The sequence below is a fragment of the Gaoshiqia hydrogeniformans genome, from assembly GCF_049347105.1.
Lineage (GTDB): Bacteria > Bacteroidota > Bacteroidia > Bacteroidales > Prolixibacteraceae > Gaoshiqia > Gaoshiqia hydrogeniformans.
Genome location: NZ_CP186334.1, coordinates 1,961,000 through 1,986,870, shown reverse-complemented (window position 1 = coordinate 1,986,870; position 25,871 = coordinate 1,961,000). Strand labels below are relative to the sequence as shown.

The window sequence follows — 25,871 nt, the reverse complement described above, 5'->3', positions numbered from 1 at the left end:
CCTTGTTTGAGAGAACCATGAAGAATCTGGTTGGTATAAACTGAGCTGAAAAACGAAAACCGGTAATAAGAAAAAGGCGATGTCGGAATTTACCCATAAACGAAAAGAACGTGTACAGCAGCTGGCCGAATTTGCGCGGCAAATGATGTCGGCACCTGATAAAGCCAGGCTGGTGAAGGACAATGAAAAACTAATCAGTCAGCTTGTGCCGGCTGAAGTCATCACGCTTTTTGATGTGCTGGTGGGCGAACAAACCGACTTAAACGCCCTGAAAACCACAACCAACAAAATCCTGCACCTGTTTCATACCCCGCTGATGGCTTACCCGGCCTTAAAACCGGCAGCCGGCAGTTTCCTGGATTTGCTCGCCCGCAATAACCTGGAAATGGAAAACCTGCTGAAATCGATGAAACCGGCTATCAAAACATTAAACCAGGATCTCCGTGATGCTGCGGCCCGTAATGATTTAAACAAAAAGATCGACCGGCTCAAATTGTTCCATAAACACTACCAGATCAAAGAAAACGTGCTTTTCCCGGCCCTTGAAACCCATTGGCCCGACTTTCGTTGCGTACAGCTCATGTGGTCGTACCACGACGATATTCGCAGGCAGATGAGCGAATTACAAAAATTGCTTGAACCCGGTGATTTTGAGATGAAGGCATTTAACCGCCTGACCGGCGATTTATTTTTCAACCTCTTCGCCATCCGTTTCCGCGAGGAGCGGATCCTGTTCCCGCATATCCTCGAAACCATCCCACAGCCGGTTATTGAGCAAATGCTGGCCGACAGCCTGGAGATTGGCTTTCCCTATGTGTCGCCCGAAAAAACGGAAAGCCGTTCCCGTCCCGTTTTTGCTGAAGGAACAAACATCAACCTGGGAACCGGAACAGTTTCCCCGGAACAGATCAGCCTGATTTTTAACCACCTGCCCGTCGATATCACTTTTGTGGACGAACACGATACGGTCCGTTATTTTTCGAGCCCGAAAAAGCGCATCTTTCCCCGTACAAAGGCCGTGATCGGCCGTAAGGTGCATCACTGTCACCCGCCCGAAAGCGTTCATGTTGTCGAAGAAATTGTATCAACTTTCCGGAATGGCGAAAAAGAAGTCGCCAGCTTTTGGATTAACTTTAAAGACGAAAAAATTCTGATCCAATACTTTGCCCTGCGCGATGAAAACGGAACCTACAAAGGCGTGATCGAAGTCGCACAGGAAATCAGCGCTATTCAGCAACTACAAGGAGAAAAACGGCTGCTCGACTGGGGCGAAGATAAACCGTGAACTCATCGCACAACCACCGTTTTGATATTCACAAACTCGCGGATACCGACGACCGATAGTTCACGCCCATAGCCGCTTTCCTTCACGCCGCCAAAAGGCAGTCGCGGATCGGATTTCACAAAATCGTTGATAAATACACAACCGGCCTCCAGTCCTTTTTCGGCCAATTGTTTTGCTTTTTCCAAATCAGAAGTGAATACCCCGGCCCCCAGCCCAAAAACGGTGTCGTTCGCCAGTTTAACCGCTTCGTCAACGCTTCTCGCCTTAAACAGCGATGCCACCGGGCCAAATAACTCTTCGTGATAAGCCGGCATGCCGGGCCCTACATCTTCCAGCACGGTAGGCGGATAAAAAGCCGGATCGCCTTCGGGAATATACCCACCGCAAAGCACCGCGGCCCCCTGCCGAACACTGTCAGTCACCTGCTGGTGAAGCTCGTCGCGCAGGTCCTTCCGGGCCAGCGGACCAATGGTGACGCCGGCAGCCATCGGGTCGCCAAAGGTAGCCTGTTGCATCAATTTCAGAAATTCAGCTTTAAACGCATCATAAACCGTTTCCAACACAATAAACCGTTTGGCGCCAATGCAGCTTTGCCCGGCATTCAGCAAACGGCTCGAAACGCACAGGCGGGCAGCCTCGTTCACATCGGCATCTTCGAGGATGAGATAAGGGTCGCTGCCTCCCAGCTCCAGTACCGATTTTTTAAGCGCTGCGCCCGCAGCCGATGCAACGGCCTTTCCGGCCGGCGCGCTTCCGGTAAGCGTTACCGCTTTGATTGCCGGATTGCCGATCATGGCTTCCACCGACGGACCGCCCGCCAAAACCGTTCGGAAAACATTCGGCGGGAAGCCTGCTTCGCGAACCAGTTCTTCAATGGCCAAGGCGCAGCCGGGCACATTGCTTGCATGCTTCAAAATGCCCGTATTCCCGGCCATCAGCGCGGGAGCCAGAAAGCGAAACACCTGCCAGAAAGGGAAATTCCAGGGCATAACGGCCAAAACCGTCCCAATAGGCCGGTAGCTGACATACGATTCGGACGCTTCGGTTTTTAGGATTTCGTTTTGAAGAAAAACGGCTGCATTTCCGGCATAATACCGGCAAACCCAGGCGCATTTTTCCACTTCGCCAACTGCTTCCCCGATCACTTTTCCCATCTCCGAAGTAATTAATCTTGCCAGGCCTTCCTTTTGGGCGACCAGCAGGTCAGCCAGCTTAAGCATGAATCCGGAACGCGTTTCAAACGAGCTGTTTTTCCATGACTGCCAGGCCAAATCAACCTCACCGATAATGTGCCTGACCCCTGCGTCGGTGTAATCGTTGTAGGATTGGATAAGCTTATTCGTAAACGGATTAATTGATCTCATCGGATTGAAATTTCGTGTCTTTTCAAAATTATAAAAAAAGAGGTTCTCTGGCTGTTGCGAGGTTGTTTACGAGGAATTTCGAGTCGAAAAATCTGCAAAACATCTCAAAATCGCAAAGAATCTTTACTTTTGACATCCGTACCTAAACCTGTTCCAACTTGAAGAAGATACCTTTTCATACAGACGACGACGCCTTAATCAGAAAACTGCAAAAAGGCGATCCGCTTGCGTTTGAAGCTATCTTTTCAAAATACAGCCATAAACTTTATCAGTTTTCACTCGCCTATTTAAAGTCGGAATCTGATGCCGAAGAGATCGTCCAGGAGGTTTTTCTGAAGCTTTGGGAAAAGCGGAAAGATATTAAAACGGAAACCTCTTTTCAATCGTACCTGTTTACCGTCACCTTAAACTTCATCAAGCGGTTTTTTAACCGGAAAGCCCGGGCTGATCAGTATAAACACGAACTGGCCACCCAATTTTTTGAAGGGAATAACCAGGTGGAATCTTCGGTCACTTACCAGGACCTGCTAAACAAGCTGGAAACCCTCATCGATCAGTTGCCCGAAAAACGAAAACAGATTTTCATCGAACGCAAACAACACGACAAACCGGTCAAACAAATTGCAGAAGAACTGGGGATCACACCAAAAACCGTTGAAAACCAACTGACAAGGGCCTTGAACTTTTTACGGTCGGAGCTGCAAAAAGACCATTTCGGAGGTTTTCTTTTTTACCATCTTTTTATCCGCCAATAAAAAAAATTTCACCTTGTGGGGGATGTGTCCCGTTCAAGGATATAATAAGCGAACAACACCAGGAGGATTTGCATAAACAAAGAATTTGAACCGTGAGAAAAGAAGTTGACAGCGCAGTTTTAAACAGGTACCTCAAAGGGACTTATACGCCTGATGATTATCAGCAGCTAAAATCCTGGTTTGAAAAAAACGGGCAAACGGAACAGCTTGACGAACTGATCCGCCAAAACTGGCTTGAATTTAAAGAACAGCAAGCCGGAAAAGATTTAAATTTCATCCTTCAAAAAATTCAGCGGAAAATATACCTGGAAGAAAAAAGCGGAAAAACCTCCCTTTGGCATGTTTACCGGCAGGTTGCAGCCGTATTATTGTTTCCGGTTCTCCTGATTACAAGCTACTTATTAATAAACAACAGTTTACACGAGGAGGCCTGGGTACAAATTCATTCTCCGGCCGGGGCGCGGACACAGTTTATGCTTCCCGACGGCAGTTCCGGCTGGCTCAACAGTGGCTCAAGTATCCAATATGCGGCTGATTTTAAAACCCGGGAAGTAAAAATCAGCGGTGAGGCCTGGTTTGAAGTGACAAAAAAGAATCATCAGAAATTTGTGGTGAAAACCCCGGCCGTGGATATCACCGTATTGGGAACAAAATTTAATGTTTCAGCTTATCCCGACGACAACTTTGTTGATGTGGTTTTGGAAGAAGGCGAAGTCAAGTTAGACGGCAGAAACAAAGCATTTTCGGAAGTTCTTTCACCAGCAGAGCGATTTGTGCTTTATTCCGATCAAAAGAACGGTGAAATAACTAAAGTGAATGCCGGTATCCATTCTGCCTGGAAAGACGGCAAACTGGTGTTCCGCGACGAGCCGCTTTCGGGCGTACTGAAAAAGATGGAACGCTGGTACAATGTGCAGTTTGTGATCGAAGATGAAGAATTAAAGAATTACATCTACCAGGCCACTTTTAAAGACGAAACCCTGGAAGAGGTATTGCGGTTGCTTGCTTTTACAGCGCCAATCCATTATGAGATACAAGAGCGAAAGTTAGACATGGACGGAAGTTATCCAATAAAAAAGATCATGATCCATAAGAAAACAAAATAGGCAAATACAAAATCAGGAAAGTGCGGACACACTTTCCTGACATACTTAATGATTAACAATAATATATTATTAACCGTTTTGAATTGTAAATTTATGAAAAAAAATCGGAAACGATGGACATGCCTTTGGTGTGCCCTTAAAAAACCGCTACGTATGATGAGATGGAGTTTATTCCTGTTTATTTTGAGTATTTTTCAGGCACAAGCCATTTCGGGCTATGCCCAGAAAACCCAACTGTCACTGGACTTTAAAAGCGCCAGCATCGAAACAATCCTGTATGAAATCGAGAATCAATCGGACTTTTATTTTCTCTACAACAAAAACCTGGTTGATGTGAAACGTAAAACGGATATCCTGGTCAAAGACCAACAAATCAGTGTCATTCTTGACCAGCTATTCCGTGAAACCAATGTTAAATATCGGATCATCGAGCGGCAAATTGTTTTATCGTCTGAAGAAAGCCCGATGAATCGTGTCAGTTCACAAAACAAAAACATTACCGGGAAAGTCACCGATTCATTCGGCGCACCGCTTCCGGGAGTTACGGTAATTATAAAAGGAACCACCAATGGCACCATTACCGACTTCGACGGCAATTATTCAGTCATCAATGTTCCTGGCAATGCCACGCTGGTTTTCTCTTTCGTAGGGATGAGAAGCCAGGAGATACCCGTTGGAAATCAGTCTTCAATCAATGTTAAAATGGAGGAAGAGGCAATTGGGATCGGCGAAGTGGTAGCCATTGGTTATGGAACCATGAGAAAAAAAGACCTGACCGGTTCCATCACACAGATCCGTCCCGATCGGATTGCGAACGAAAATCCAAAAACGGTGCAGGATATCTTGCGGGGTACTCCGGGTTTGCAGGTAGGCTACAATGCTTCAGCAAAAGGAGGCGGTAGCATGCAAATTCGCGGACAGCGTTCGGTTTATGACGAAGGAGGCCACAACAGCCCACTGATCATTCTTGACGGAATGCAGTTTTACGGAGAACTTTCCGAGATCAACCCCGATGATATTGCTCAGATCGACGTACTCAAAGATGCGTCGGCAGCGGCTGTTTACGGGGCCAAAGCGGCAAGCGGCGTGATCATCATTACCACAAAAAAGGGGAAACAAGGTAAACCGGTTATCAACATTAGTTCCAATTTCGGGTTGACCCAAAAAAGTGATTACCGTGAACGTTTCAATACGAATGATTATTTAATACATCGTCAGGATTGGCTTACAAAAAATACCTATGGTGTGAACTCTGAAACCGGCGCTTATGAAGCCTATCAATCCGGTATCTATGCCAATCAACCCGGATTTTTTATGCGGGCCGACCAACTTCCGGCAAATGTTTCAATCGACGACTGGAGGGCTTATACGACGAACGAAAGCGGAGATTCCGACCTCAGCATCTGGGCAAAAAGACTTGGATTCCAGGGAAATGCGCTCAGAAACCTCCTTGACGGCAAAACTGTTGATTGGGCAAAGCGCACTTACCGGACAGGCATTAACCAGGACTACAATGCCAGTGTCAGCGGCGCCGGTGAAAGTGCAAACTACTATTTTTCAATGGGCTATTTGAAAAATCAAGGTGCACTGGTAAGCGATGAATATCAGGCGTTACGCGCCAGCATGAAGGTAGATGCGAATGTGACCAAATGGCTCCAAATCGGCGCTAACGTAAATTTTCAGGATCGCTCTGATGGGAGTGTTGGTGTAGATTTAGATTACCAGTTGCGCAACAGCCCTTACGCCGATTACGCCGATGAGGCAGGGAACCCGGTGCAGTATCCCCTAAGTAGCGAATACAGCCAAAGAGGTTATAATTACGATTTTCAGAAGAAATACCTGGAATTGGAAAAAGGCTACACCGTACTAAACAGTATCCTAAATGCGAAGATTACATTGCCATTTAATATTACCTACTCGTTCAATGTGTCTCCTCGTTACCAGTTCTTCTACGACCGTTATTTTATGTCGGCCGGTTTACCGGGCTCCGATCCCGCGTCTCGTGGTGTAAACCGCGAGCAGGCCAAGCGTTTCGACTGGTCGCTCAATAACACCATCACCTGGGACAATACATTTTTTGAAAAACACCACGTAATCCTGACCCTCGTGCAGGAAGCCGAGGAACGCCAGTTCTGGCAAGACCGCATCGAGGCCCGTAACATCCAGCCTTCAGATGCTTTAGGGTTTCATAACACTAAAAACGGCACCAAAGAAAACAGTACTTTTTCATCCAGCGATGCACGTGAAACAGCCGATGCTTTACTGGCCCGCTTATTTTATTCGTATGACAACCGCTATCTGATTACTACCTCTGTTCGCCGGGATGGATATTCTGCTTTCGGTTCTTCCAATCCTTACGCCACGTTTCCGTCGGTAGGCCTGGCCTGGGCATTTACAAACGAAAAGTTCTTCACCAGGGACGATATTATGAACAACGGTAAATTGCGTGTATCCTATGGTAAAAATGGTAACCGGTCGCTGAGCAGTCCTTACCTGGCACTCGCCAACCTCTATGAAGGAGCCGGTAAAATGCAAGGCTATGTCAACAAAGCAGGAGAATTGGAGCTATACCGCTATCTGATGGCTAACCGGATGGCAAATCCGACCCTGCAATGGGAAAAAACCGCTTCCTGGAATTTCGGGCTTGATTTTGGTTTTCTTAAAGATCGCATATCGGGAAGTATTGAATATTACGACATGAGGACCCATGATATGATTATGCCTCAACGGTTGCCCGAATTCACCGGATTTTCGAGCATTACAACCAACCTGGGACAAGTGGACAACCGGGGGGTTGAAATTTCGGTAAACTCGGTTAATTTGAGTAACAGCAATTTGAAATGGACGACCACATTCGGTTTCTCCTACAACAAGAATGTGATAAAGCATCTTTATTACGAAAACCAGGATATCTTGGATGCGGATGGAAATGTAACCGGAACAAAAGAAATGGACGATAAAACAAACGGATGGTTTATCGGACAGCCCATCAGCACCATTTGGAACTACCGGGTTACCGGAATCTGGCAAAAAGATGAGGTAGAGGAAGCGAAAAGACACGGTCAGGTACCCGGCGACCCGAAAGTGGCAAACAACTACACGGCCGACGATATTGTCAACGCCGACGGTACCGTTAAACCGGTATATAATGACAACGACAAAGAGTTTCTCGGACAAACGGCGCCGCCTTTCCACTGGTCGTTGCGTAACGAGTTTGAATTGTGGAAAGACCTCAGTTTCTCATTTAATATCTATTCTTACATGGGACATAAAAGCCTGGCTACCTATTACCTCAATAATGATGATGATGGGGGAAGGATGAGCTACGCACTGCAAAACGTGCCTGAAAAGGAATATTGGACCGTGGATAACCCGACAAACAAATACGCGCGTATTGAAGCCCAGGGGCCTACAGGAGCTGCCAGTCCGGGAAAATTGTATAGCCGGTCGTTTATTCGTCTCGAGAATATTTCAGTAGGATATACATTTCCCAAAAAGTGGACTTCAAGGTTTGATCTGGAGCGTGCCAAAGTTTACGGCTCTGTCCGAAACGTTGCTGTATGGGCAAAAGACTGGGAATACGGCGATCCTGAAACGAACCCGGCCTTTGACAGTGGCGGCGGACTGGCCACACGGATCTATACATTGGGAGTGAATTTGACTTTTTAACATCTAATCGCAACAAATATGAAAAAGATAACTCAAAAATTGAAACAGCTAAGCCTCGCCTTGCTTTTAGGTGGCACCATCCTGCCGGGCGGATGTTCGAAGGACTTTTTAGACCCCGACCCGCTATCTTTCTACGAACCCGGAGCAACATTCACAACTGAATCGGGCCTGATGTCGGCGATGGCCATTTGCGACCGCCACCTCAAACTCTATTGGGCAACAGACCATAACGAAATGCTTAGTTTGGGAACAGAGTACATTTTCTCCGATTTGATGGTAGCCAGTGCGACCGACAAAAGCGCCATGCTTGACAATGTGGCCAATATGCTCACCCCCACAAGTGAAAGTACCGGTAACCTGAACAATCTCGACCGTACAAACAGTATCTGGTATTTTTGGAAGGAAACCTATAATGGCATTCTGTTCGCTAACACCGTTATCCAATATGTGGATGGCGTAGAAGAGCTGAACGAAACCACCAGGAATGTCTATAAGGGCAGAGCTTATTTTCACCGCGCTTTCCGTTACATGGCTTTGGTATTTCAATTTGGCGATGTGCCGCTTGTTACCAAGGTTGTTGATGTACCCAAGCAAAATTATCGCAGTACAAAACGCGACGCGATCCTGCAGATGATTACCCGGGATATGGAGTTTGCCGTACAATGGGTGCCTGATCAAAAAGATATGCCCATGACGGGTATGGTGAATAAAGGCGCCTGCCGCATGTTGCTTGCCAAATGCTACCTGGCGTTGGGAGAGTATACCAAAGCGAAAGAACAAACGGATATATTAATTGACGGATCCGGCTATGCGCTCATGCAAAACAATTTTGGCACATTCAATGATGGCGGCGAACCTGCCACCTGGCCCATTACCCGCAATGTGATCTGGGATTTGCACCGCGCCGAAAACAAACTCATCGCTGCAAACAAAGAAGTCATTATGGGTATGCCTAACCGTGGTGCAGAAGCAGAATCATTTGTTAAAATGCTCACCATGCGTATTTTGTATCCGTTTTTATTTAACAGCGCTCTCCAAACAAAAGATGGTAAACAGGCATTGTTAAACTTAAAACGCAACCATGCCGACTACAACTCAACATATGACTATATGCGGGCGTTCGGGCGCGGCATTGCAACATTCCGTCCCACCTATTTTCAAACGCATACCCTGTGGAAACTTAACGGGAGAATGGATGCGACCGACCTTCGCCGTAATTCAGAAGTAGGTAACTGGATCCGGATGGAAGACTATAAGGTAAATAATAAAGCATCGTTGGAATTTGGAAACCCGGTCACGCTTTTCAACGATAACGGAAAACTGCTGTGCAGCGATACAATTCGCCGCTGGTTTGATGTTCCCCATTACAAGTTCTATTTGGACGACCCGGTAAATGAAGCCAATATCAGCGGATCGGACGGCCTTAGAGGCGCTACAAATGGCGGAATTGCCGACTGGTACCTTTACCGTTTGGCCGAAGCATACCTGCTACGGGCCGAAGCTAAGTTTTATTTAGGCGATGTTGCCGGAGCTGCCAATGATGTAGATGAAGTGAGAAAAAGGGCAAAATGTACCGAACTGTATAATGGCTCTGTTACGATCGGCGATATCATGAACGAGCGTGCCCGTGAATTGTACTGGGAAGAGTGGCGCAACGTGGAATTGACCCGCGTATCACTGTGTCTTGCCCGCAGTGGAAAACCCGACGAATGGGGTAATACTTACAGTCTGGAGAACTTTGACAAACAGAGCGGCACCGATCCCAACGGCGGAAGTTATTGGTATCAACGAATTGTACACTACAGTATGTACAATAAAGGTCCGATACAAATTGTTGCAACAAAAAACAACATCAACTACACGATAGACAAAAAGAATATTTACTGGCCAATCTTTAATGCATCAATTACCGCGAATAATAAAGGAGAGCTGAGCCAAAACTATGGATACGACGGTTACGATCCTTCAACTCCAAAATGGGATAACTGGGAAGATGCCGTAGCTGACGAAGACCGGACGACGAATTAATTTTCAATTAATCTCCCGGAGACTTGATTTTAAAAAAAGCTAAAGATAGGATATGAATGAGAAGAGGGTGCTTCAGGCTTCTGAAGCGCCCTCTTATACAACACACCTTTGCTTATCAGGATAACAATTTCTTATTAATCAGAAAAAAACCTTAGCATGCGTAAACTGATATTTGTACTATTGATCCTTTTCCCTTTCCGGTTTTTAACCGCCCAAACAACTCTGTTAACCGATTTTCCCGCCGGATATACGCCCGGAGAAGTCGGAAAATTGATCGCCTACCGTTTTGTCGATGCCAAACATGCGCTTCATGCCGGGAAATGGATCAGTTACCCGGAAACGTTTTATTGGAACGGGGCCCTTAAGTTCGCGGACAAAACGAACGACAAAGAGCTTCTCGCGCTTCTGCAAAACAAATTTGAACCCTTGTTCTCGACCGAAAAAGAGCTTCTGCCGATAAAAAATCATGTCGACTTAAATATGTTTGGCAGCTTACCCTTAGAACTCTATCAAATTACAAAAGAGAAACGGTATTTTGAGCTGGGACTGCCCTACGCCGACACCCAATGGGAAGTTCCCGATAACGCAAAACCGGAGGAAAAAGAATGGGCAGAAAAAGGATATACCTGGCAAACCCGCCTATGGATTGACGATATGTACATGATTACCATTGTTCAGACCCAAGCCTGGAAAGTGACCGGGGAAATGAAATACATTGATCGGGCGGCCCGGGAAATGGTTCTTTACCTGGATGAGTTGCAACGCCCGAACGGTCTTTTCTATCATGCTCCCGATGTTCCTTATTATTGGTTGCGGGGAAACGGCTGGATGGCTGCAGGTGTCACCGAATTGCTTCGTCATTTACCCAACGATCATAAAGACTACCCTCGCATCATGCAGGGCTATCAAAAAATGATGGAAAGCTTGAAAAAATATCAGGCGCCAGGTGGTTTATGGAACCAACTGATTGATGAACCGGAATACTGGGCCGAGACGTCCGGATCAGCCATGTTTACTTATGCATTAATTACAGGAGTGAAACAAGGATGGTTAAACGCAGAAGAATATGCTCCGGTTGCCCGAAAAGCATGGATGGCCTTAGTGCCATATGTCGACGAAAAAGGCGCTGTGGCTGAAATCTGCGTCGGAACGAATAAAAAGAACGACAAACAGTACTATTACGACCGTCCGCGCAGAACAGGCGATTATCACGGTCAGGGGCCGTATTTGTGGTGTGTGGTCGCCCTTTTGGAAGATTAACAAAATCAGCGGCACGATAAGCAGCGCCATTGCCATCCCGGCAACCAACGATTTTGCAGGTTTTTCCGTTCAGGGATAAATTGAAAAACATGAAATGATTGGCCCCGAATGAGGCCAGTCATTTCATTTTATCTGTAATTTAGCGCCCACACCTATGCAATTCAGAATTTGACTAAATCTTTACATACCAACTCATTCGCGGGGGCCGATCTTCTTCTTGAAAGGTTAAAAGCAGGCGACCGGAACGCGTTTACCCTGCTTTTTGAATATTATTATACCGGCTTGGTTGTTTTTGCCGACCGCTACCTGCACGACACCGAATTGGCCGAAGACATTGTCCAGTCGGCATTTGTCCGGTTATGGGAAAACAGGCAGGCCATTAAATCACCCTCCGTCAGGTATTATCTGGCAAGCGCGGTAAAAAACAGCTGTATCGATTTGATCCGGAAAAATGAAACCCAAAAAAAATATGCCCAACGCCAAACTTTTCAGGAGACAGACCACGGAAATGATTTCTGGGCCGAAAGCGAACTGCAACAGCTGATTGAAACAGCAATCGGCAATTTACCGCAGCGATGCCGCGAAATATTTATCTTAAGCCGGTACGACGGCATGAAGTCACACGAAATTGCCCAAAAACTTCAACTCTCGCAGCGCACCGTTGAAACCCAAATTACGAATGCTTTAAAAATTCTTCGTAAAGAGCTGAAAGACTATCTTTTCCAACTTTTTCTTACATTTTAGTTTTCTACAGTACGTGTAAAAAGAGGTTTCTCCGTCTTATCCATACAAACACGAAAAAATGGAAGAAAACAGCGCCTATTTCGAATTGCTTTTTGTAAAAGAAACCGAGGGAACCATAACCGAATCAGAAAAGGCCGAGCTGGCCGAGTGGTTAACAGATCCTCAACACCGGACCGTTTACGAAGAACAAAAAAAACTGTGGGCATCGGTCGGCGACCTGCAAAAGATGAAAACGATAGACCAGAAAAGAGCCCTGAAAAAAGTTGAAGCACGCCTTTTTGCCCGGCCTTCGGCTTATTATTTGAAAAAACTCGAACGGGCTGCCGCTGTTCTTTTTATCCCGCTGTTGTTATCAGCTCTCTGGATGCTGTATAATTCTTATCAGCCTGGAAACGAAATCCATGAGACTGTTTTTAATACCATCGAAGTCCCCCCGGGAACCAGGTCGTCATTCACCTTGCCCGACGGTACCTTTGTGAAGCTGAACGCGGGTAGCAGCCTGAAATACCCGGTTTCCTTTGAAAAGCGGGAACGACAAGTTGAATTAACCGGCGAGGCCTGGTTTGAAGTAAAAAAAGACGAGCATCGTCCGTTTTTGGTCTCCACCTCCGATATCAATATCAAAGTTCTGGGAACATCGTTTAATTGCAACGCTTACCCCAATGCCGCACAAATTGAAACAGCACTGGTAGAAGGAAAAATAGAAATCTCAGGGAAAAGCGGAAAAAACAAGTTTTTGATGGAACCGGGCGAACTGGCCGTTTTCTCGAAACAGGAAAAAACCATTGAAAAAACGCAGACGAATCTCGACAAACACATCGCCTGGACATCCGGGAAACTCATGTTCCGCGACGACCCGATGACTACCGTCATTGAAAAACTGGGACGGTGGTACCGCGTGGAGTTCCGGGTCGAAGATCCTGAAATTCTGAATTACACCTATTCGGCTACTTTTTCGGGCGAAAGCCTCGACCAGGTGTTAAAAATGCTGGCCCTCTCCGCTCCCATCAATTTTCGCGTTTTGCCCAGAGAAAAGTCGGACGACCTGGAGTACGAAACCCAAGTCATAAAACTTACAAAAAAATAAAGGAGGAACGATTAAAAGGAAAAAGGAATGTTTGCACCATCCCTTTTTCTGAAATGAAAATAAATAGCCTGTATTTATTAACACTAATTGAATCAAAAGTATGAAAAAAAACTTTTTGTTGAAACCGTTACAAGGGCAAATGCCCCTGTACATTAAAATTTTAAGGGTTATGCGACTCACGCTGTTTTTATTTTTTGTCTCCCTGATCCAGGTCCTGGCGGGAAGTGCCTATTCGCAGGCCACCCGCATCAGTTTAAACCTGAAGAACACCATGGTAAAAGACGTCCTGTACGACATTGAATCGAAAAGTGACTATTATTTTCTATTCAACAGCCAGTTAGTCGATGTTGAAAGAAAAGTTAACATCGATGTCGCGAACGAAAAGATCGAACAGGTTTTGGATCGTTTATTCGAAGGGCAAAATGTGGGCTACACCATCATGAACCGGCAAATCATTATTCAGCCGTCTTCCACGGTCTCCGCTGCAAACATGCAGCAAACCAAAAGCATTTCCGGGAAAGTCACCGACTCTTCAGGCGCCCCGCTACCGGGGGTAGCAGTGGTGGTAAAAGGCACCACACAAGGAATGATTACGGATGGAAGTGGAAATTATCTGTTACTGAATGTTCCGGATGATGCCGTGTTGGCATTTTCGTTTATGGGGATGAAGAGCCAGGAAATTGCTGTTAGTGGAAGAACGAATATTAGTATTACCCTGGAAGAGAACGCTATTGGGATTGAAGAGGTCGTGGCCATTGGTTATGGCTCCATGGAAAAGAAGCAGGTAACGAGTTCCATTACTTCTATGACAGCCAAAGATCTGCCTCAGGGTGTGGGCGGTTCGTCCATTGCCACGGCACTGCAAGGCAAAGTCGGCGGCTTGGTCATGTCAGGAACCGCAAGTCCCAACTCGGGTAACACTTTCCAGTTGCGCGGTATGGCTTCGATCAATACATCGCGCGCGCCCCTGATTGTCATTGACGGTATGCCGGGCGGCGATATCCGTACCCTCGTGCAAGAAGATATTGAGTCTATCGACGTATTGAAAGATGCTTCTGCAGGCGCTATTTATGGCACCAGGGCTACCGGTGGCGTAATCCTAATCACCACCAAACAGGCCAAAGCAGGAACACTTAAAATGAGTTTGACCAGCGAAGTGCTGTTCAAAAAACCGTTTGGCAAGCCCAATCTGCTGAATGCCGCCGACTATGTTGCCACTTATGGAGGTGCTAAAAACGACGAAGGGCACGATACCGATTGGTGGGACGAAGCGATGACTGATAATCCGACATCGAATCGCCACGTGCTAACCCTGCAGGGGGGCGCTGAAGCTGCCCGTATTTACGCTACCGTCATGTACGACGACAACCGTGGTGTGCTGCGCGGAGATACCCGGAAGGATTATTCGGGGCGTATTAACGGCGACTTCAAGGTACTTGACGGATGGTTAGACATTGCCACTCATATCAGCTACCGGCAAGCATTACGGAATCAAAACAAACCGTCCATTGAAGGGATCATGCGGGCTAACCCCACCCAAACCCCGTACGACCCTGCCAGCCAAACCGGCTGGAACATCTGGACCGACGGCGACAATACCGAGATGAACAACATCGGCGAGGCCGCGTTGATTACCGATGAAGGAATGGACAAATGGTTTCGTCCCGATGTATCACTCAAACTGAATATCAAGCCCATCAAGGGGCTAACCTATCGCCACACAGCAGCTTACGAGAACCGGCAATGGGAACGTCATTACTATCGTTCAATGTTCACTCGCGAAGAGCAAAAAGCCGGACGTAAGGGATGGGCAGACATGGACTTCAGCAAGACCGAACTGCTCAATACTGACGGCTATTTCTCATACATTAACGGCTTCGGCAACCACTCCGTAAATGCCGTCGCCGGATACAGCTATTTCGAGCTAAACAGTGACAATTTCTCGGCTGCTAACGGAAACTTCACCAACGACCGCATTAAATTTTGGAACCTCGGTGAAGGAACCTACCTGAAGGAGGGACTTGCAGAAATTAGTTCAGGAAAAGGAATCACTCAACGCCTGCTGGCCTACTTTGCCCGAGCCAACTACTCCTATAAGGACACGTATATGGCTACTGCCTCCATCCGGCGTGAAGGATCAAGCAAGTTTGCTGTCAATAACCGATGGGGAACCTTTTGGTCGGCATCGGCAGGATGGCGCCTGTCTAACGAAAATTTCCTGAAGGATGTCAACTGGCTGAACGACCTTAAAATCCGCCTGGCCTACGGTGAGACAGGCAATGAGGGCTTCTCTGCCGACTATGCTGCCTTAATGTATGGTTCCGATACCCGCTGGTTAATGCCCGACGGGACTTGGGCCATGAGCTATGGAGCTACAACAAACCTGAATGATAAACTTGGATGGGAAGAAAAACACGAATGGAACGTTGGCCTCGATTACTCACTGTTCAATAACCGCCTGTATGGTAAGTTCGACCTCTACCGTCGTGCCATCGAAGGATTAATATACAGCGTGGAGGTGCCGCAACCGCCTAATACCCAATCAAGCATGTACAAAAACATCGGTACCATGGAAAATAAGGGATGGGAACTGGAGGTTGGCGGAGATATCGTACGATCAAAAAAATTGAATTACAGCTCGTCGCTCAACCTGAGCCACAATAAAACCTTCATCGGTTCGCTCTGGGGCGATCAAACCTATATCAATGGCGCTTATGTCAACAACTGGGTTGAGTATGCCCACCGTATCGAAGAAAATGTCGAAGTAGGCAGCTTCTTCCTCTACCGCTACGCAGGTGTCAGCGAAGGAAGGTTTCAGATATATGACAAGGATGACAATATCATCTTCTCCGACGAGGGAAAAGTGGACGACCGCGTTTACCAAAAAAACTTCATGCCGACGATCATTGCCGGTTGGTCACATAATCTCAACTGGAAAAACTGGTCGTTCAGCGCCACCCTCACCAGTTGGATCAATTATGACCTATATAATGCCATTGAACTGGAGTATGGTTTGAAAAACGTTGTGCAGGGTAATATGCTCTACGACGCCATTAACAAAAACGGGCATATTACCGGCCGCCCTTCTCCATCCGACTATTTCCTCCACGACGCGACATTCCTTAAGATTCAGAACCTCTCCCTGGCATACACGGTACCCATGAAAAGACATACCAATCTGATGGAAAGCATCCGGATTTATTTCACCGGAAACAACCTTTATACTTTTACCAAATATCCAGGACTAAACCCCGAAGTGGATATCACCGGTTGGGATGCGGGTATAGAGAAAAAGGGTGATATCTATCCTCAGACCCGTACTTTTACTTTTGGTCTTCAACTCAACTTCTAATTGTCAATCATAAAAAGTATGAATATGAAAAATACGATTAAGCGAGAGCAGAACGCTAACATGTTTGAAGTTCTGCCGGGCGTGAGTATTTTGCGCACAGCGAAACGATATATATTTTTAATGGCCTTTGTAGCGGTTCTGGCATTTCCCACCATGTTCCAGTCCTGCTCGGTGGAGCCGGAGTACTACTCCCAGTCGGTGCCCGAATTGTTCTTCGACACCCAGCAGAAGGTCTATCAGCGCATGGGACGCCCCTTCACGCATTGGGCATGGTGTATGGCCGACGGGCAGGCCCATTCCAATTTTATTCGCCTCCAGGAATTCACCACCGATGAGATGCTTGTCCCTTCCCGCTATAACGACTGGTACGACGGAGGCGCCTACCTGCGGAGCTATAACCACGACTTTACACCTACCACTCCCGGAGTGTACGACGCATGGCGCGCCTTTTCCATGGGTATTGCGCAGGCCTGGAGCGCGAAAGAAGATATCGACCAGTATGTTGATTTCAACGCCTTGGGCTTTCCCGAAGGCAGCCGCGAAGCCGTGTTGATGCAGCTGCAAACGCTGTCGGCCTTCTTTTACTGGTTTGGGCTCGACATGTTCGGCGGTCTGCCGCTCTATACTTCCAACAAAGGCGAAAACCTGCCCAGATCGACCGATGTAGAAACATTTGAATTTATCGAGCAACTGCTCATTGAGGCACTGCCTAAGTTACCGAAAAAGACAACCCTGGGGGCACAGGAAACAGGGGCCATTAACCAGGCAGCCGCGGCCCTGCTGCTGGCCCGGCTCTACTTTAACGCGGGGTCATATATCCGCCAGGACAGGTATGCCGAGTGTGCAGCCATCTGCCAGGATATTATTGACGGAAAATATGGCTCATACAAACTTGAAGATGAGTGGACGAATATTTTTGGTTTCGACAACGACCGCTCTACCGAGATCATTTGGTCTGTACCAAGCCAGTATGCGATCAGTGAACGCAGTGTGGGTCCCCATTCAAACCACTACGGCATGGGCGAATACTGGGACAACGGAACGATAGGCAGTCGCAACAACGGCTATTGCCTGGTACCTTCGCTCGACGTTGAGGGCAAATCGTACTTACAGGGAAGCGAAAACCCCAGTTCAAAAGGGACACATCGTTTGGGCAGCCCCTTCGCCAAGTTCCACGATCAGGACATCCGCAAGCAATTGCGTGCCTATGAAGGCGACGGTAAATGGCGTGGCATGTTTTATTTCGGCAAAATGGTCAACCCCGTCACCAAGAAAGTATGCCACGGTGGTAACCGTGAATTTACACCGACCGATACCCTGGTGATTGTCGACCAGATTGCCCGTCTCATCCCAAAACCAGGGTCTGAAGGCGACCATCACAAGGAGGGCGCCCGGTGGGGTGAAGAAAATTCGGGTGTTCGTTTGGCCAAATTTTCGCCTATCCCATGGGTTTCTGAGTTAAGCCGGAGGGGTAATCCCGATATCCCGGTTTTCCGTTTGGCAGAAGCTTATTACATGCTGGCTGAGTGTAAGCTGCGCGCGGGCGACGAAGCTGGCGCCGCCACGCTTATCAACACGGTACGTGAGCGCTATTTCACTGCCGATGATCCTAATCCCGTTACGGCAAGTAATCTTGACGAGTGGCGTATGTTAGACGAATGGATGATTGAATTTATAGGTGAAGGACGCCGCCGTACCGATTTGGTTCGGTGGAACAAATACACCACCGAATCATGGTGGGACCACCCTGCTGACGGACCAGGCAAAGTACATCTCAACCGTTTCCCTGTTCCTGAACAGGCTATTGCCAGCAACCAGTTGATTGAACAAAATCCGAATTATTAACAAGCAATAAAAATGATAATAAAAAGGCCGTCCGGATATTCCCGACGGCCTTTTTTATACCTTCTTAATATGAGTTCGATTTCAGTGAGAATAATATTGAGACAGGACTAAATTTTCGTTATTTATCTACATCTCCCCAACCTTCCGGAACTAATCAACCCTACTTTTCCCTAAACCCGCCAGGGTATCGCCCAACACCGGCTCACCGCCGGGCTGTGCTGACCGATCAGAGGGCTGGTTATTGGCGGTAGTTTTTCCTTATTGTTATAGTTTACAAAGAAAACAATGCTAAAACCTTAAAATTCCTCTGTCCAACTCAACACTCGCCACTGATTATCAGTTTTCTTCAATAGAAATTGCATACCCACTGGATCCATAACAATAGTACTGTCGTTTTTCATTTTAGTTTCCCATCTTGAATTTGCGGTATATAAAACGGTGGTTGCATCCAACACTGCGTATTTTTCACTCTTTATGATTGATTTCTGACTAGTTACATTGTTCAGAAAACCATTCATGTTTATAATAGACTGATCGTAATCTGCGTATACACCCCCAACTAATGAAACAAAATCCGGAGAATCAAGATATATTGATTTTAGTTTTTCGGGATCAGGTTTTTCGCAGGTCTGAATGATTGTATTAATCAATACTTTCACTTCACTAATGACTCTATCCTTTTCAGATTCAGTTATAGGCCTGTTTTCATTTGAACATGAACAGCATAGCACAATTGCCAGAATAAATAGTTTTGTTTTCATAGGAAGTAAATTTTGATTGTTTAATCAAATTTAGACATTCAAATAGTCAATGTCAAATCAATTAAAAACTTTTCAAATCTATCAAAAACGGTGAATTTCAAGCAACTATAACGCCTGACATCTCGGAATATTCTTCATCCAATCCATTTCCTCATTTTCCCTTAAAACACCAATTTACCATCCCAAATCCTCAAACCACTTCTACCCAAGCATCTCAAAAAAATTAATCAACCTTACTTCTTCCCCTAAACCCCGGTGGGTGTCATTCAACTCCAACTCACCGCCGGGCTGTGCCGACCGCTCAGAGGGCTGGTTATTGAGTGCCGTTAATTACTCTATCAATATTTTCTCTCCTAAAAATTTAGGTTTCTTTCCAAATAGTAAATCCAGCATTACTTTCACGCGTGCAAACTTTTCTCTCAATTTAGTTTTAAATCCATTATAAGCGTCAACATCTTTTGCATTGAATCCGACTTGCTGATGCAAACTGAACTGAAAAGCACAAAAACCTGCAACATGTCAATGAACGGCGGGCTGTTTCCTGCCCATTCTATCTGTTAAATCCACTAAAAACCTTCAATAAGTGCATAGCCCTGACCGGCGGGTGTAGTTCAACCGGGAACAATCGCTGGGCGCTGCACGCCGCTCATGTTCCTATTTATTGTAGCTAATGCATTCTCCATTCGTCTGTCAATTCGTAATTTGTACTTCGGCCTCCTGATTCTTCTTGTATTAAGATTCCTTTCTCAATCAAATCTTTAATATCTCGCAGTGCTGTATCTGCTGAGCATTTTGCAATTTTAGCCCACTTTGATGTTTTTAACTTACCCTCAAATCCATCAAACAATTTGTTTAGAATTAATCTCTGTCTACTATTCAAAATTGTTTCTTTGTTTCTATCCCAAAAATCTGCTTTTTTAAGAACCTGTTTCAAAGTTACTTCTGTACTTTCTAATGCACGGTACAGGCAATTTAAAAACCAGTCCAACCATTCAGTTATATCGCCAGAACTATGCTGAACTTTTTGCAGTATCTCATAATATTTCTTTTTCTCTATTAAAATCTGGTTTGAAAGACTGTAAAACCTTTGATTACTCTCCTCTGAACGTGCAAGTAACATGTCAGATATTGTCCTTGCAATACGACCATTACCATCATCAAAAGGATGGATTATTATAAACCAAAAATGAGCAATAGCAGCTTTTAAAACTCCATCTATTTCAGCCTTTTTATTAAACCAGTCTAAAAACATATCCATCTCCTTTTTCACCACTGTTGCAGAAGGTGCTTGAAAATGGATTCTCTCTTTCCCCATTGGTCCCGATACCACTTGCATTTCACCCCTACGGTAACAACCGGTATCAATTCTGTGCATTCCACTCCAACCTGTAGGAAATAAAGCTGCATGCCATCCAAAAATCCGTTCTTGGTCTAACGGCTTATCATATCTTTGAGTTGCATCTAGCATCATCTCAACAACACCTTCTACGTTTCTATCAATATGTACTAATCCAGCATATTCTATCCCAAGTTTTCTGGCAATAGAAGAACGAACTTGTTCGTAATTTAAAAATTCCCCTTCTATTTCTGATGATTTTAAAACATCTACTGTTAAAGTAGATAAAATGGTTTCTTCCTTAATTGAAAATCCAAGTGCTCCCATTTGTCCGTAAATTTTCCCTTGTAGATTTCGGACTTTACCTAAAATCACATTAATTTGTTTGTCATTCCATGTGAATTCTGGCCAGTTGTCATATTCATAAATGTATGTTGCCATGAACTATTATCTATTTTGCGGTAAATATACAAATTATTCTCCGCATTATTAAGGCGAATAGTCGAGTTATTCCCCGCACGCGCTTTTTTTTGCATTAGCTAGTAGAGTAGAGCCTGACAGTCCATTCTCATTTTGCACATAAATGTACAAATTTGAACGGACTGTCAGTACCCCCTGCATCAAACCGTACGTGAAGTTTTCCTTCATACGGCTTACCGATAGAGTTCATCCTGTAGCTTTCGCATGGAACTTCAAGCTTGCATATTTTTCGATGTCCAGCATTTTTTTGTACTTGACAAGGTTATCGAACGGACGCTGGCGTAGCGTTTTATGGGCTTTTCGTCCTTTGCTTTTCAGCCATTTATACAGTTTGTAATCCAAATGCCATTTAATCTGGCTTACCGTGTCCCAAATGTGTGTCACCTTGGTGATGCTGGTCTTTTGTTGGTTGATTCGAAGTCCCATACGGGTCAGGGTGCTGTTCATCCGCCGAAGTATCTTCTGCAGGTAGCGGTTCGTTTTCATTAACGCCAAATCGTCTGTCTACCAAAGCTATCTTATATCTCTTTTTCCGTGGGGATATGTGTAGCTTTATTATCTTATATCTCCAACATAGAAACTACAACACCACCCCAATTTCCATTGGATCTTCGCTATCTTAACATCCCATAAATCTTCGTGCTGTTTATTTCCGGAGGGCATTCAGGCGTCGTGTTCATTGTTAGTTTTTTGTTTGGTGCCAGAAAGTTACAATAATTCTGAACAAAAACTGATCGATCATAAAAATGGTGATAAATTGTTCGCTAACCTGAAACCGGGCTTCTATACGTGCGGAAGCAGATCTCCGCCGGCATCGACCTAAATTTCGGAAGTACCTGAAACAAATTTTACTGATTCACATTCTCCAGCAAGGCCTTCGCGGCAGCAACCGATTCGACCGGCTCGAAGCTTAAGCGGAGTTTATCCTGTTTCTCCTTCATCCGGCAGCTGTTCGGGTGTTGCTGCACGTACTGCAATACCCGGGTAAAGGTTTCCGACTGGTAGTAAGCCGACTGCTGGTCGGAAATAAAATAGCAGAACATTTTTTTGTTTTTCAGGATGATGCGTTCCATACCCAGCTCGATGGCCAACCAGCGCAGGCGGACCACTTCGAGCAATTCGCGGCTCTGCCCGGGTAAAGGGCCAAAACGATCGAGCAAGCCGGCCTGGTAATGTTGCAGGCTTTCTTCGTTTTCCATGCTGTCCAGCTCGCGGTACAATAGCATCCGTTCCGAAATACTTTGGATATAGCTGTCGGGGAAAAGCAGTTCCATATCGGTATCAATCTGGCAGTCGTGAACAAAACCACCCTTCAGGAAGGCTTTCCCGGCTTCTTCTTTTTCTTCTTCAAACAACTCTTTATACTCGTCGTGTTTCAGTTCCTGAATCGCTTCGTTCAAGATACGGTGGTAGGTTTCGTAGCCGATATCGGCAATGAAACCGCTTTGTTCGGCTCCCAGCAGGTTGCCCGCTCCCCGGATATCCAGGTCGCGCATGGCAATGTTAAAACCGCTGCCCAGGTCCGAAAATTCTTCGATGGCCTGCAGGCGGCGCCGGGCTTCGGGGCTTACCAGCGACAAAGGAGGCGCCAACAGGTAACAAAAGGCCTTTTTATTGGAACGCCCTACCCTGCCCCGCAACTGGTGTAAATCGCTCAGTCCAAAGTTCTCGGCATGGTTGATGATGATGGTATTGGCATTCGGAATATCCAGTCCCGATTCAATGATGGTGGTCGCGATCAGTACATCAAAGTCGCCGTTAATAAAGCCGAGCATAATTTTCTCCAGCTTCGGTCCTTCCATTTGCCCGTGGGCAACCACGGTTTTCACCCCGGGCACAATCCGCTGAATTACTTGCTCTACTTCGTAAATATTCTGTACCCGGTTATGAATAAAAAATACCTGCCCGTTACGGCCCACTTCGTGGAGAATGGCTTCGCGGATAATCTCTTTGTTAAAGCCGTGCAGCTCGGTAATAATCGGGTAACGGTTGGGCGGAGGCGTTTGAATGATCGACAAGTCGCGGGCGCCCATCAGCGAAAATTGCAAGGTGCGCGGGATCGGCGTTGCTGTCAGGGTAAGTGTATCGACATTCAGCTTCAGCTGCTTCAGCTTTTCCTTCACCGAAACGCCGAACTTCTGCTCCTCGTCCACAATCAGCAGACCCAGATCTTTAAATTTCACATCTTTCCCGATTAGTCGGTGCGTGCCAATCAGGATATCAATCTTTCCGGCAGCCGCTTCTTTTAAAATATTTTTCACATCGCCGGCCGGACGTAAACGACTGACGTATTCAATTTTTGCCGGAAAATCGGCTAAACGGTCTTTAAATGTTTTATAATGCTGAAGGGCCAGGATGGTAGTCGGTACCAGCACGGCCACCTGTTTGCTGTCGGCTACAGCCTTAAATGCCGCGCGGATGGCTATTTCTGTCTTCCCAAAGCCCACGTCGCCGCAAACCAGGCGGTCCATCGGGATCAGGCGTTCCATATCCTCTTTCACCGCCTGAGTGGTTTTCATCTGGTCGGGCGTATCTTCAAAAATGAACGAAGCTTCCAACTCGGTCTGAAGGTAAGAATCGGGAGAAAAAGCAAAGCCCTTTTCCTGCCTGCGTCGGGCATACAGGGCAATCAGGTCGCGGGCAATATCTTTCACCTTACTCTTGGTCCGGTCTTTCAGCTTTTGCCAGGCACCGCTTCCTAATTTATTGATGTTGGGCTCCAGCCCGTCTTTTCCCTTATATTTCGAAATCCGGTGCAGCGAGTGGATACTCACCAGTAACACGTCGTTGTCCTTATAGGTAAGCCGGATGGCTTCCTGAATTTTCCCGTTGACTTCGGTTTTTACCAACCCGGCAAACCGACCAATCCCGTGGTCGATGTGTACCACGTAGTCGCCCGTATGAAGTTTATTCAGTTCCTTCAGGCTGATACTTTCTTTCTGTTCTTTCCGGCTTTTCACCTGAAACCGGTGATAACGTTCAAAAATCTGGTGGTCGGTATAACAACACAGTTTCAGGTCGTGGTCGATAAACCCGTCGTTCAGGGCAAAAGACAGGGCGGTAAATGGCACATTCAGGCTTTTATCGTCGAAAATGGCCTGAAGCCGCTCTACTTGTTTTTCGTTGGCCGAAAGAATAAAGACCTGGTAGCCGGCGGCCAGGTTATCTTTCAGGTTTTGAGCCAACAGTTCAAAGTTTTTATTGAATGCCGGTTGCGGTGATGTATTGAACTCAAAAATATGCTTCGTCTTAAAGTAAGTGGTATTTCCGGTTTCCAGACAAGTAAGCCGCCCGAGCGAACTTAAAAATTCGCCGCCCGGGATCAGCCTGCTCCTGGTTTCTTCATCCTGACCATCCGAACGGACAACTTGCTGGTAAATCCCTTCTATCAGGTCGGCAACCAGTTTAACATCGCGGGCGACAACGATACTTTCAGGCGTCAGAAAATTCAGGAAATTGTCCCGGCGTTCCTCATCCAACCCGCTCTGGATGTTCGGAATGATTACAATTCTATCGAGCTTTTGGCGTGAAATCTGCGTGTCGATATCAAAGCTTCGGATGGAGTCAACTTCGTCGCCAAAGAAATCAAGGCGATACGGATCTTCATTTGCAAAAGAATAAATATCGACCAGACTGCCACGAATGGCGTACTGCCCGGGTTCAACGGCAAAGTCGACGCGCTCAAAACCGTATTCGAACAACACATCGTTCAGAAAATCGATAGACAATTTGTCACCTTTGCGTACTTGAAAACTATTGGAAGCCAGGGCTTCCCCGGTGATCACCTTCTCAGCCAGGGCTTCGGGATAAGTGGAAATACAGACCGGCTTACCGTCGTGCAACCTGGTCAGTACCTCGGTTCGGAGAATAATATTTTCCTGCTCAAGCTGTTCGTACTGAACTGAACGTTTATATGAACCGGGGAAAAAGAGGACCGTTGCGTCGGTTTGCAGGTTATTCAGATCGTCGTACAGGTAGGCGGCTTCTTCCCGGTCATTCATGATGAAAACGACCGGTTGTTTCAGCCTTTCGGCCATAACGGATGCCAACAAACTTTGAGACGAGCCAATAAGCCCCTTCAGGTGAAATTTTTCACCCGGGGTATTCGTCTGGCCTAAAATGCGCTGAATAGCTTCGCTTTTTTCGAACAAGCGCCGAAATTCTTTCAACTCCAACTTGTAAAATTTTGGATGCAAAGATACAGATTTGGATTCGCAGATCGGTTGCCTGCCGCCGGTAATTTCCATTTTTCTTACCTGCAAATAACCGCGAAGTTACCGACTGCCATGCTGTCAGGAAACTACCGCATCTGCAAGCTTGCTGACCCGGATGAATACCGTCCCGTGCAGATTTTATCCCAATTTCTATTTAAAATGAACAAATGTGATTTTGGCATATAAATTGCTATATGCAGATATCTTAATATTTAAATTTTACATCATGCTTCACACCAACTTAAAACATGTTTTATCGGCAGAAGAACATAAAAAGATCATTTCAGAAAACGAAAACGTCATGATTTGCTGCGGCCGCATGGGCCCGATGTGCATCCCGGTTTACGCGGCCATGACCCAACTGGAAAACCAATATGAACAGGTGGTATTTGCCGATATGGAATTCGACATTCCTGATGCAGCTGTCATCCGGAATGCCCCGGAATGCCGTGGTTTCATGGGACTTCCCTTTGTGGTTTATTATAAAAACGGCCAATTGGTTCATGCCACCAGCAGTATCCAGAGTAAAGAGCAAATTGCCACTATTCTGGATCGAAAATTACTAACGGACAAATAGCCGGGAAA

At 46.2% G+C, this 25,871-nt stretch carries 16 protein-coding genes; 11 read left to right on the top strand and 5 right to left on the bottom strand.

Translation table 11 applies throughout. The features are described from left to right. Nucleotides 1-79 precede the first annotated feature (79 nt). Nucleotides 80-1,285 carry a PAS domain-containing protein gene (locus ACOIT5_RS07965; RefSeq protein WP_423129946.1) on the top strand — a complete coding sequence of 402 codons (1,206 nt, stop codon included), beginning with the start codon at nt 80-82 and terminating at the stop codon, nt 1,283-1,285. Between the two features lie 2 nt (nt 1,286-1,287). Here ACOIT5_RS07965 and ACOIT5_RS07960 read toward each other — a convergent pair whose 3' ends face one another. Further along, nucleotides 1,288-2,649 (bottom strand): NAD-dependent succinate-semialdehyde dehydrogenase, encoded by a 1,362-nt coding sequence (locus tag ACOIT5_RS07960; RefSeq protein WP_423129945.1) that lies wholly within the window; start codon nt 2,647-2,649, stop codon nt 1,288-1,290. 158 nt (nt 2,650-2,807) lie between these two features. Here ACOIT5_RS07960 and ACOIT5_RS07955 point away from each other — a divergent pair, with 158 nt between their 5' ends. The 9 genes from ACOIT5_RS07955 (at nt 2,808) to ACOIT5_RS07915 (ending at nt 18,495) form a co-directional block, all read left to right on the top strand. Then, a complete protein-coding gene (locus ACOIT5_RS07955) occupies nt 2,808-3,404 on the top strand; it encodes an RNA polymerase sigma factor (protein WP_423129944.1) in 597 nt (198 codons plus the stop codon). A 92-nt stretch (nt 3,405-3,496) separates the two neighbouring features. Continuing rightward, complete coding sequence (locus ACOIT5_RS07950) at nt 3,497-4,510, top strand: FecR family protein (RefSeq protein WP_423129943.1); 1,014 nt, start codon at nt 3,497-3,499, stop codon at nt 4,508-4,510. Between the two features lie 153 nt (nt 4,511-4,663). Then, entirely contained in the window at nt 4,664-8,179 is a 3,516-nt protein-coding gene (locus ACOIT5_RS07945) for a SusC/RagA family TonB-linked outer membrane protein (protein WP_423129942.1), read from the top strand. An 18-nt stretch (nt 8,180-8,197) separates the two neighbouring features. Continuing rightward, on the top strand, nt 8,198-10,207 hold the full coding sequence (locus ACOIT5_RS07940) for a RagB/SusD family nutrient uptake outer membrane protein (RefSeq protein WP_423129941.1): 2,010 nt from the start codon (nt 8,198-8,200) through the stop codon (nt 10,205-10,207). 156 nt (nt 10,208-10,363) lie between these two features. After that, complete coding sequence (locus ACOIT5_RS07935; RefSeq protein ID WP_423129940.1) at nt 10,364-11,467, top strand: glycoside hydrolase family 88/105 protein; 1,104 nt, start codon at nt 10,364-10,366, stop codon at nt 11,465-11,467. Between the two features lie 168 nt (nt 11,468-11,635). Beyond that, on the top strand, nt 11,636-12,211 hold the full coding sequence (locus ACOIT5_RS07930; protein WP_423129939.1) for an RNA polymerase sigma-70 factor: 576 nt from the start codon (nt 11,636-11,638) through the stop codon (nt 12,209-12,211). A gap of 58 nt (nt 12,212-12,269) precedes the next feature. Beyond that, nucleotides 12,270-13,298, top strand: coding sequence for a FecR family protein (locus ACOIT5_RS07925; RefSeq protein ID WP_423129938.1), 1,029 nt, complete (start codon nt 12,270-12,272; stop codon nt 13,296-13,298). 169 nt (nt 13,299-13,467) lie between these two features. After that, a complete protein-coding gene (locus ACOIT5_RS07920; protein WP_423129937.1) occupies nt 13,468-16,650 on the top strand; it encodes a SusC/RagA family TonB-linked outer membrane protein in 3,183 nt (1,060 codons plus the stop codon). 24 nt (nt 16,651-16,674) lie between these two features. Beyond that, nucleotides 16,675-18,495: a RagB/SusD family nutrient uptake outer membrane protein gene (locus ACOIT5_RS07915; protein WP_423129936.1), complete on the top strand. Its 1,821-nt coding sequence runs from the start codon at nt 16,675-16,677 to the stop codon at nt 18,493-18,495. A gap of 296 nt (nt 18,496-18,791) precedes the next feature. Here ACOIT5_RS07915 and ACOIT5_RS07910 read toward each other — a convergent pair whose 3' ends face one another. The 4 genes from ACOIT5_RS07910 to mfd form a co-directional block, all read right to left on the bottom strand. Then, the gene (locus ACOIT5_RS07910; RefSeq protein ID WP_423129935.1) at nt 18,792-19,256 is read right to left on the bottom strand and encodes a hypothetical protein; all 465 of its coding nucleotides are present in this window, start codon (nt 19,254-19,256) and stop codon (nt 18,792-18,794) included. 667 nt (nt 19,257-19,923) lie between these two features. Then, nucleotides 19,924-21,033: a Fic family protein gene (locus tag ACOIT5_RS07905; RefSeq protein WP_423129934.1), complete on the bottom strand. Its 1,110-nt coding sequence runs from the start codon at nt 21,031-21,033 to the stop codon at nt 19,924-19,926. A gap of 225 nt (nt 21,034-21,258) precedes the next feature. Beyond that, nucleotides 21,259-21,558, bottom strand: coding sequence for a hypothetical protein (locus ACOIT5_RS07900; RefSeq protein WP_423129933.1), 300 nt, complete (start codon nt 21,556-21,558; stop codon nt 21,259-21,261). Between the two features lie 362 nt (nt 21,559-21,920). Beyond that, nucleotides 21,921-25,247 (bottom strand): transcription-repair coupling factor, encoded by a 3,327-nt coding sequence (gene mfd / locus ACOIT5_RS07895; RefSeq protein WP_423129932.1) that lies wholly within the window; start codon nt 25,245-25,247, stop codon nt 21,921-21,923. Between the two features lie 265 nt (nt 25,248-25,512). Here mfd and ACOIT5_RS07890 point away from each other — a divergent pair, with 265 nt between their 5' ends. Continuing rightward, nucleotides 25,513-25,863: a thioredoxin family protein gene (locus ACOIT5_RS07890; RefSeq protein WP_423129930.1), complete on the top strand. Its 351-nt coding sequence runs from the start codon at nt 25,513-25,515 to the stop codon at nt 25,861-25,863. Nucleotides 25,864-25,871: the final 8 nt, after the last annotated feature.

What these genes read in the sequence shown, in the direction of transcription:
- ACOIT5_RS07965 (WP_423129946.1), top strand. Translation starts at nt 80, where the DNA reads ATGTCGGAATTTACCCATAAACGAAAAGAACGTGTACAGCAGCTGGCC.
- ACOIT5_RS07940 (WP_423129941.1), top strand. Translation starts at nt 8,198, where the DNA reads ATGAAAAAGATAACTCAAAAATTGAAACAGCTAAGCCTCGCCTTGCTT.
- ACOIT5_RS07905 (WP_423129934.1), bottom strand. Translation starts at nt 21,033, where the DNA reads ATGGCAACATACATTTATGAATATGACAACTGGCCAGAATTCACATGG.
- ACOIT5_RS07915 (WP_423129936.1), top strand. Translation starts at nt 16,675, where the DNA reads ATGAAAAATACGATTAAGCGAGAGCAGAACGCTAACATGTTTGAAGTT.
- ACOIT5_RS07900 (WP_423129933.1), bottom strand. Translation starts at nt 21,558, where the DNA reads ATGAAAACGAACCGCTACCTGCAGAAGATACTTCGGCGGATGAACAGC.
- ACOIT5_RS07935 (WP_423129940.1), top strand. Translation starts at nt 10,364, where the DNA reads ATGCGTAAACTGATATTTGTACTATTGATCCTTTTCCCTTTCCGGTTT.
- ACOIT5_RS07920 (WP_423129937.1), top strand. Translation starts at nt 13,468, where the DNA reads ATGCGACTCACGCTGTTTTTATTTTTTGTCTCCCTGATCCAGGTCCTG.
- ACOIT5_RS07910 (WP_423129935.1), bottom strand. Translation starts at nt 19,256, where the DNA reads ATGAAAACAAAACTATTTATTCTGGCAATTGTGCTATGCTGTTCATGT.
- ACOIT5_RS07925 (WP_423129938.1), top strand. Translation starts at nt 12,270, where the DNA reads ATGGAAGAAAACAGCGCCTATTTCGAATTGCTTTTTGTAAAAGAAACC.
- ACOIT5_RS07945 (WP_423129942.1), top strand. Translation starts at nt 4,664, where the DNA reads ATGATGAGATGGAGTTTATTCCTGTTTATTTTGAGTATTTTTCAGGCA.
- ACOIT5_RS07960 (WP_423129945.1), bottom strand. Translation starts at nt 2,649, where the DNA reads ATGAGATCAATTAATCCGTTTACGAATAAGCTTATCCAATCCTACAAC.
- ACOIT5_RS07890 (WP_423129930.1), top strand. Translation starts at nt 25,513, where the DNA reads ATGCTTCACACCAACTTAAAACATGTTTTATCGGCAGAAGAACATAAA.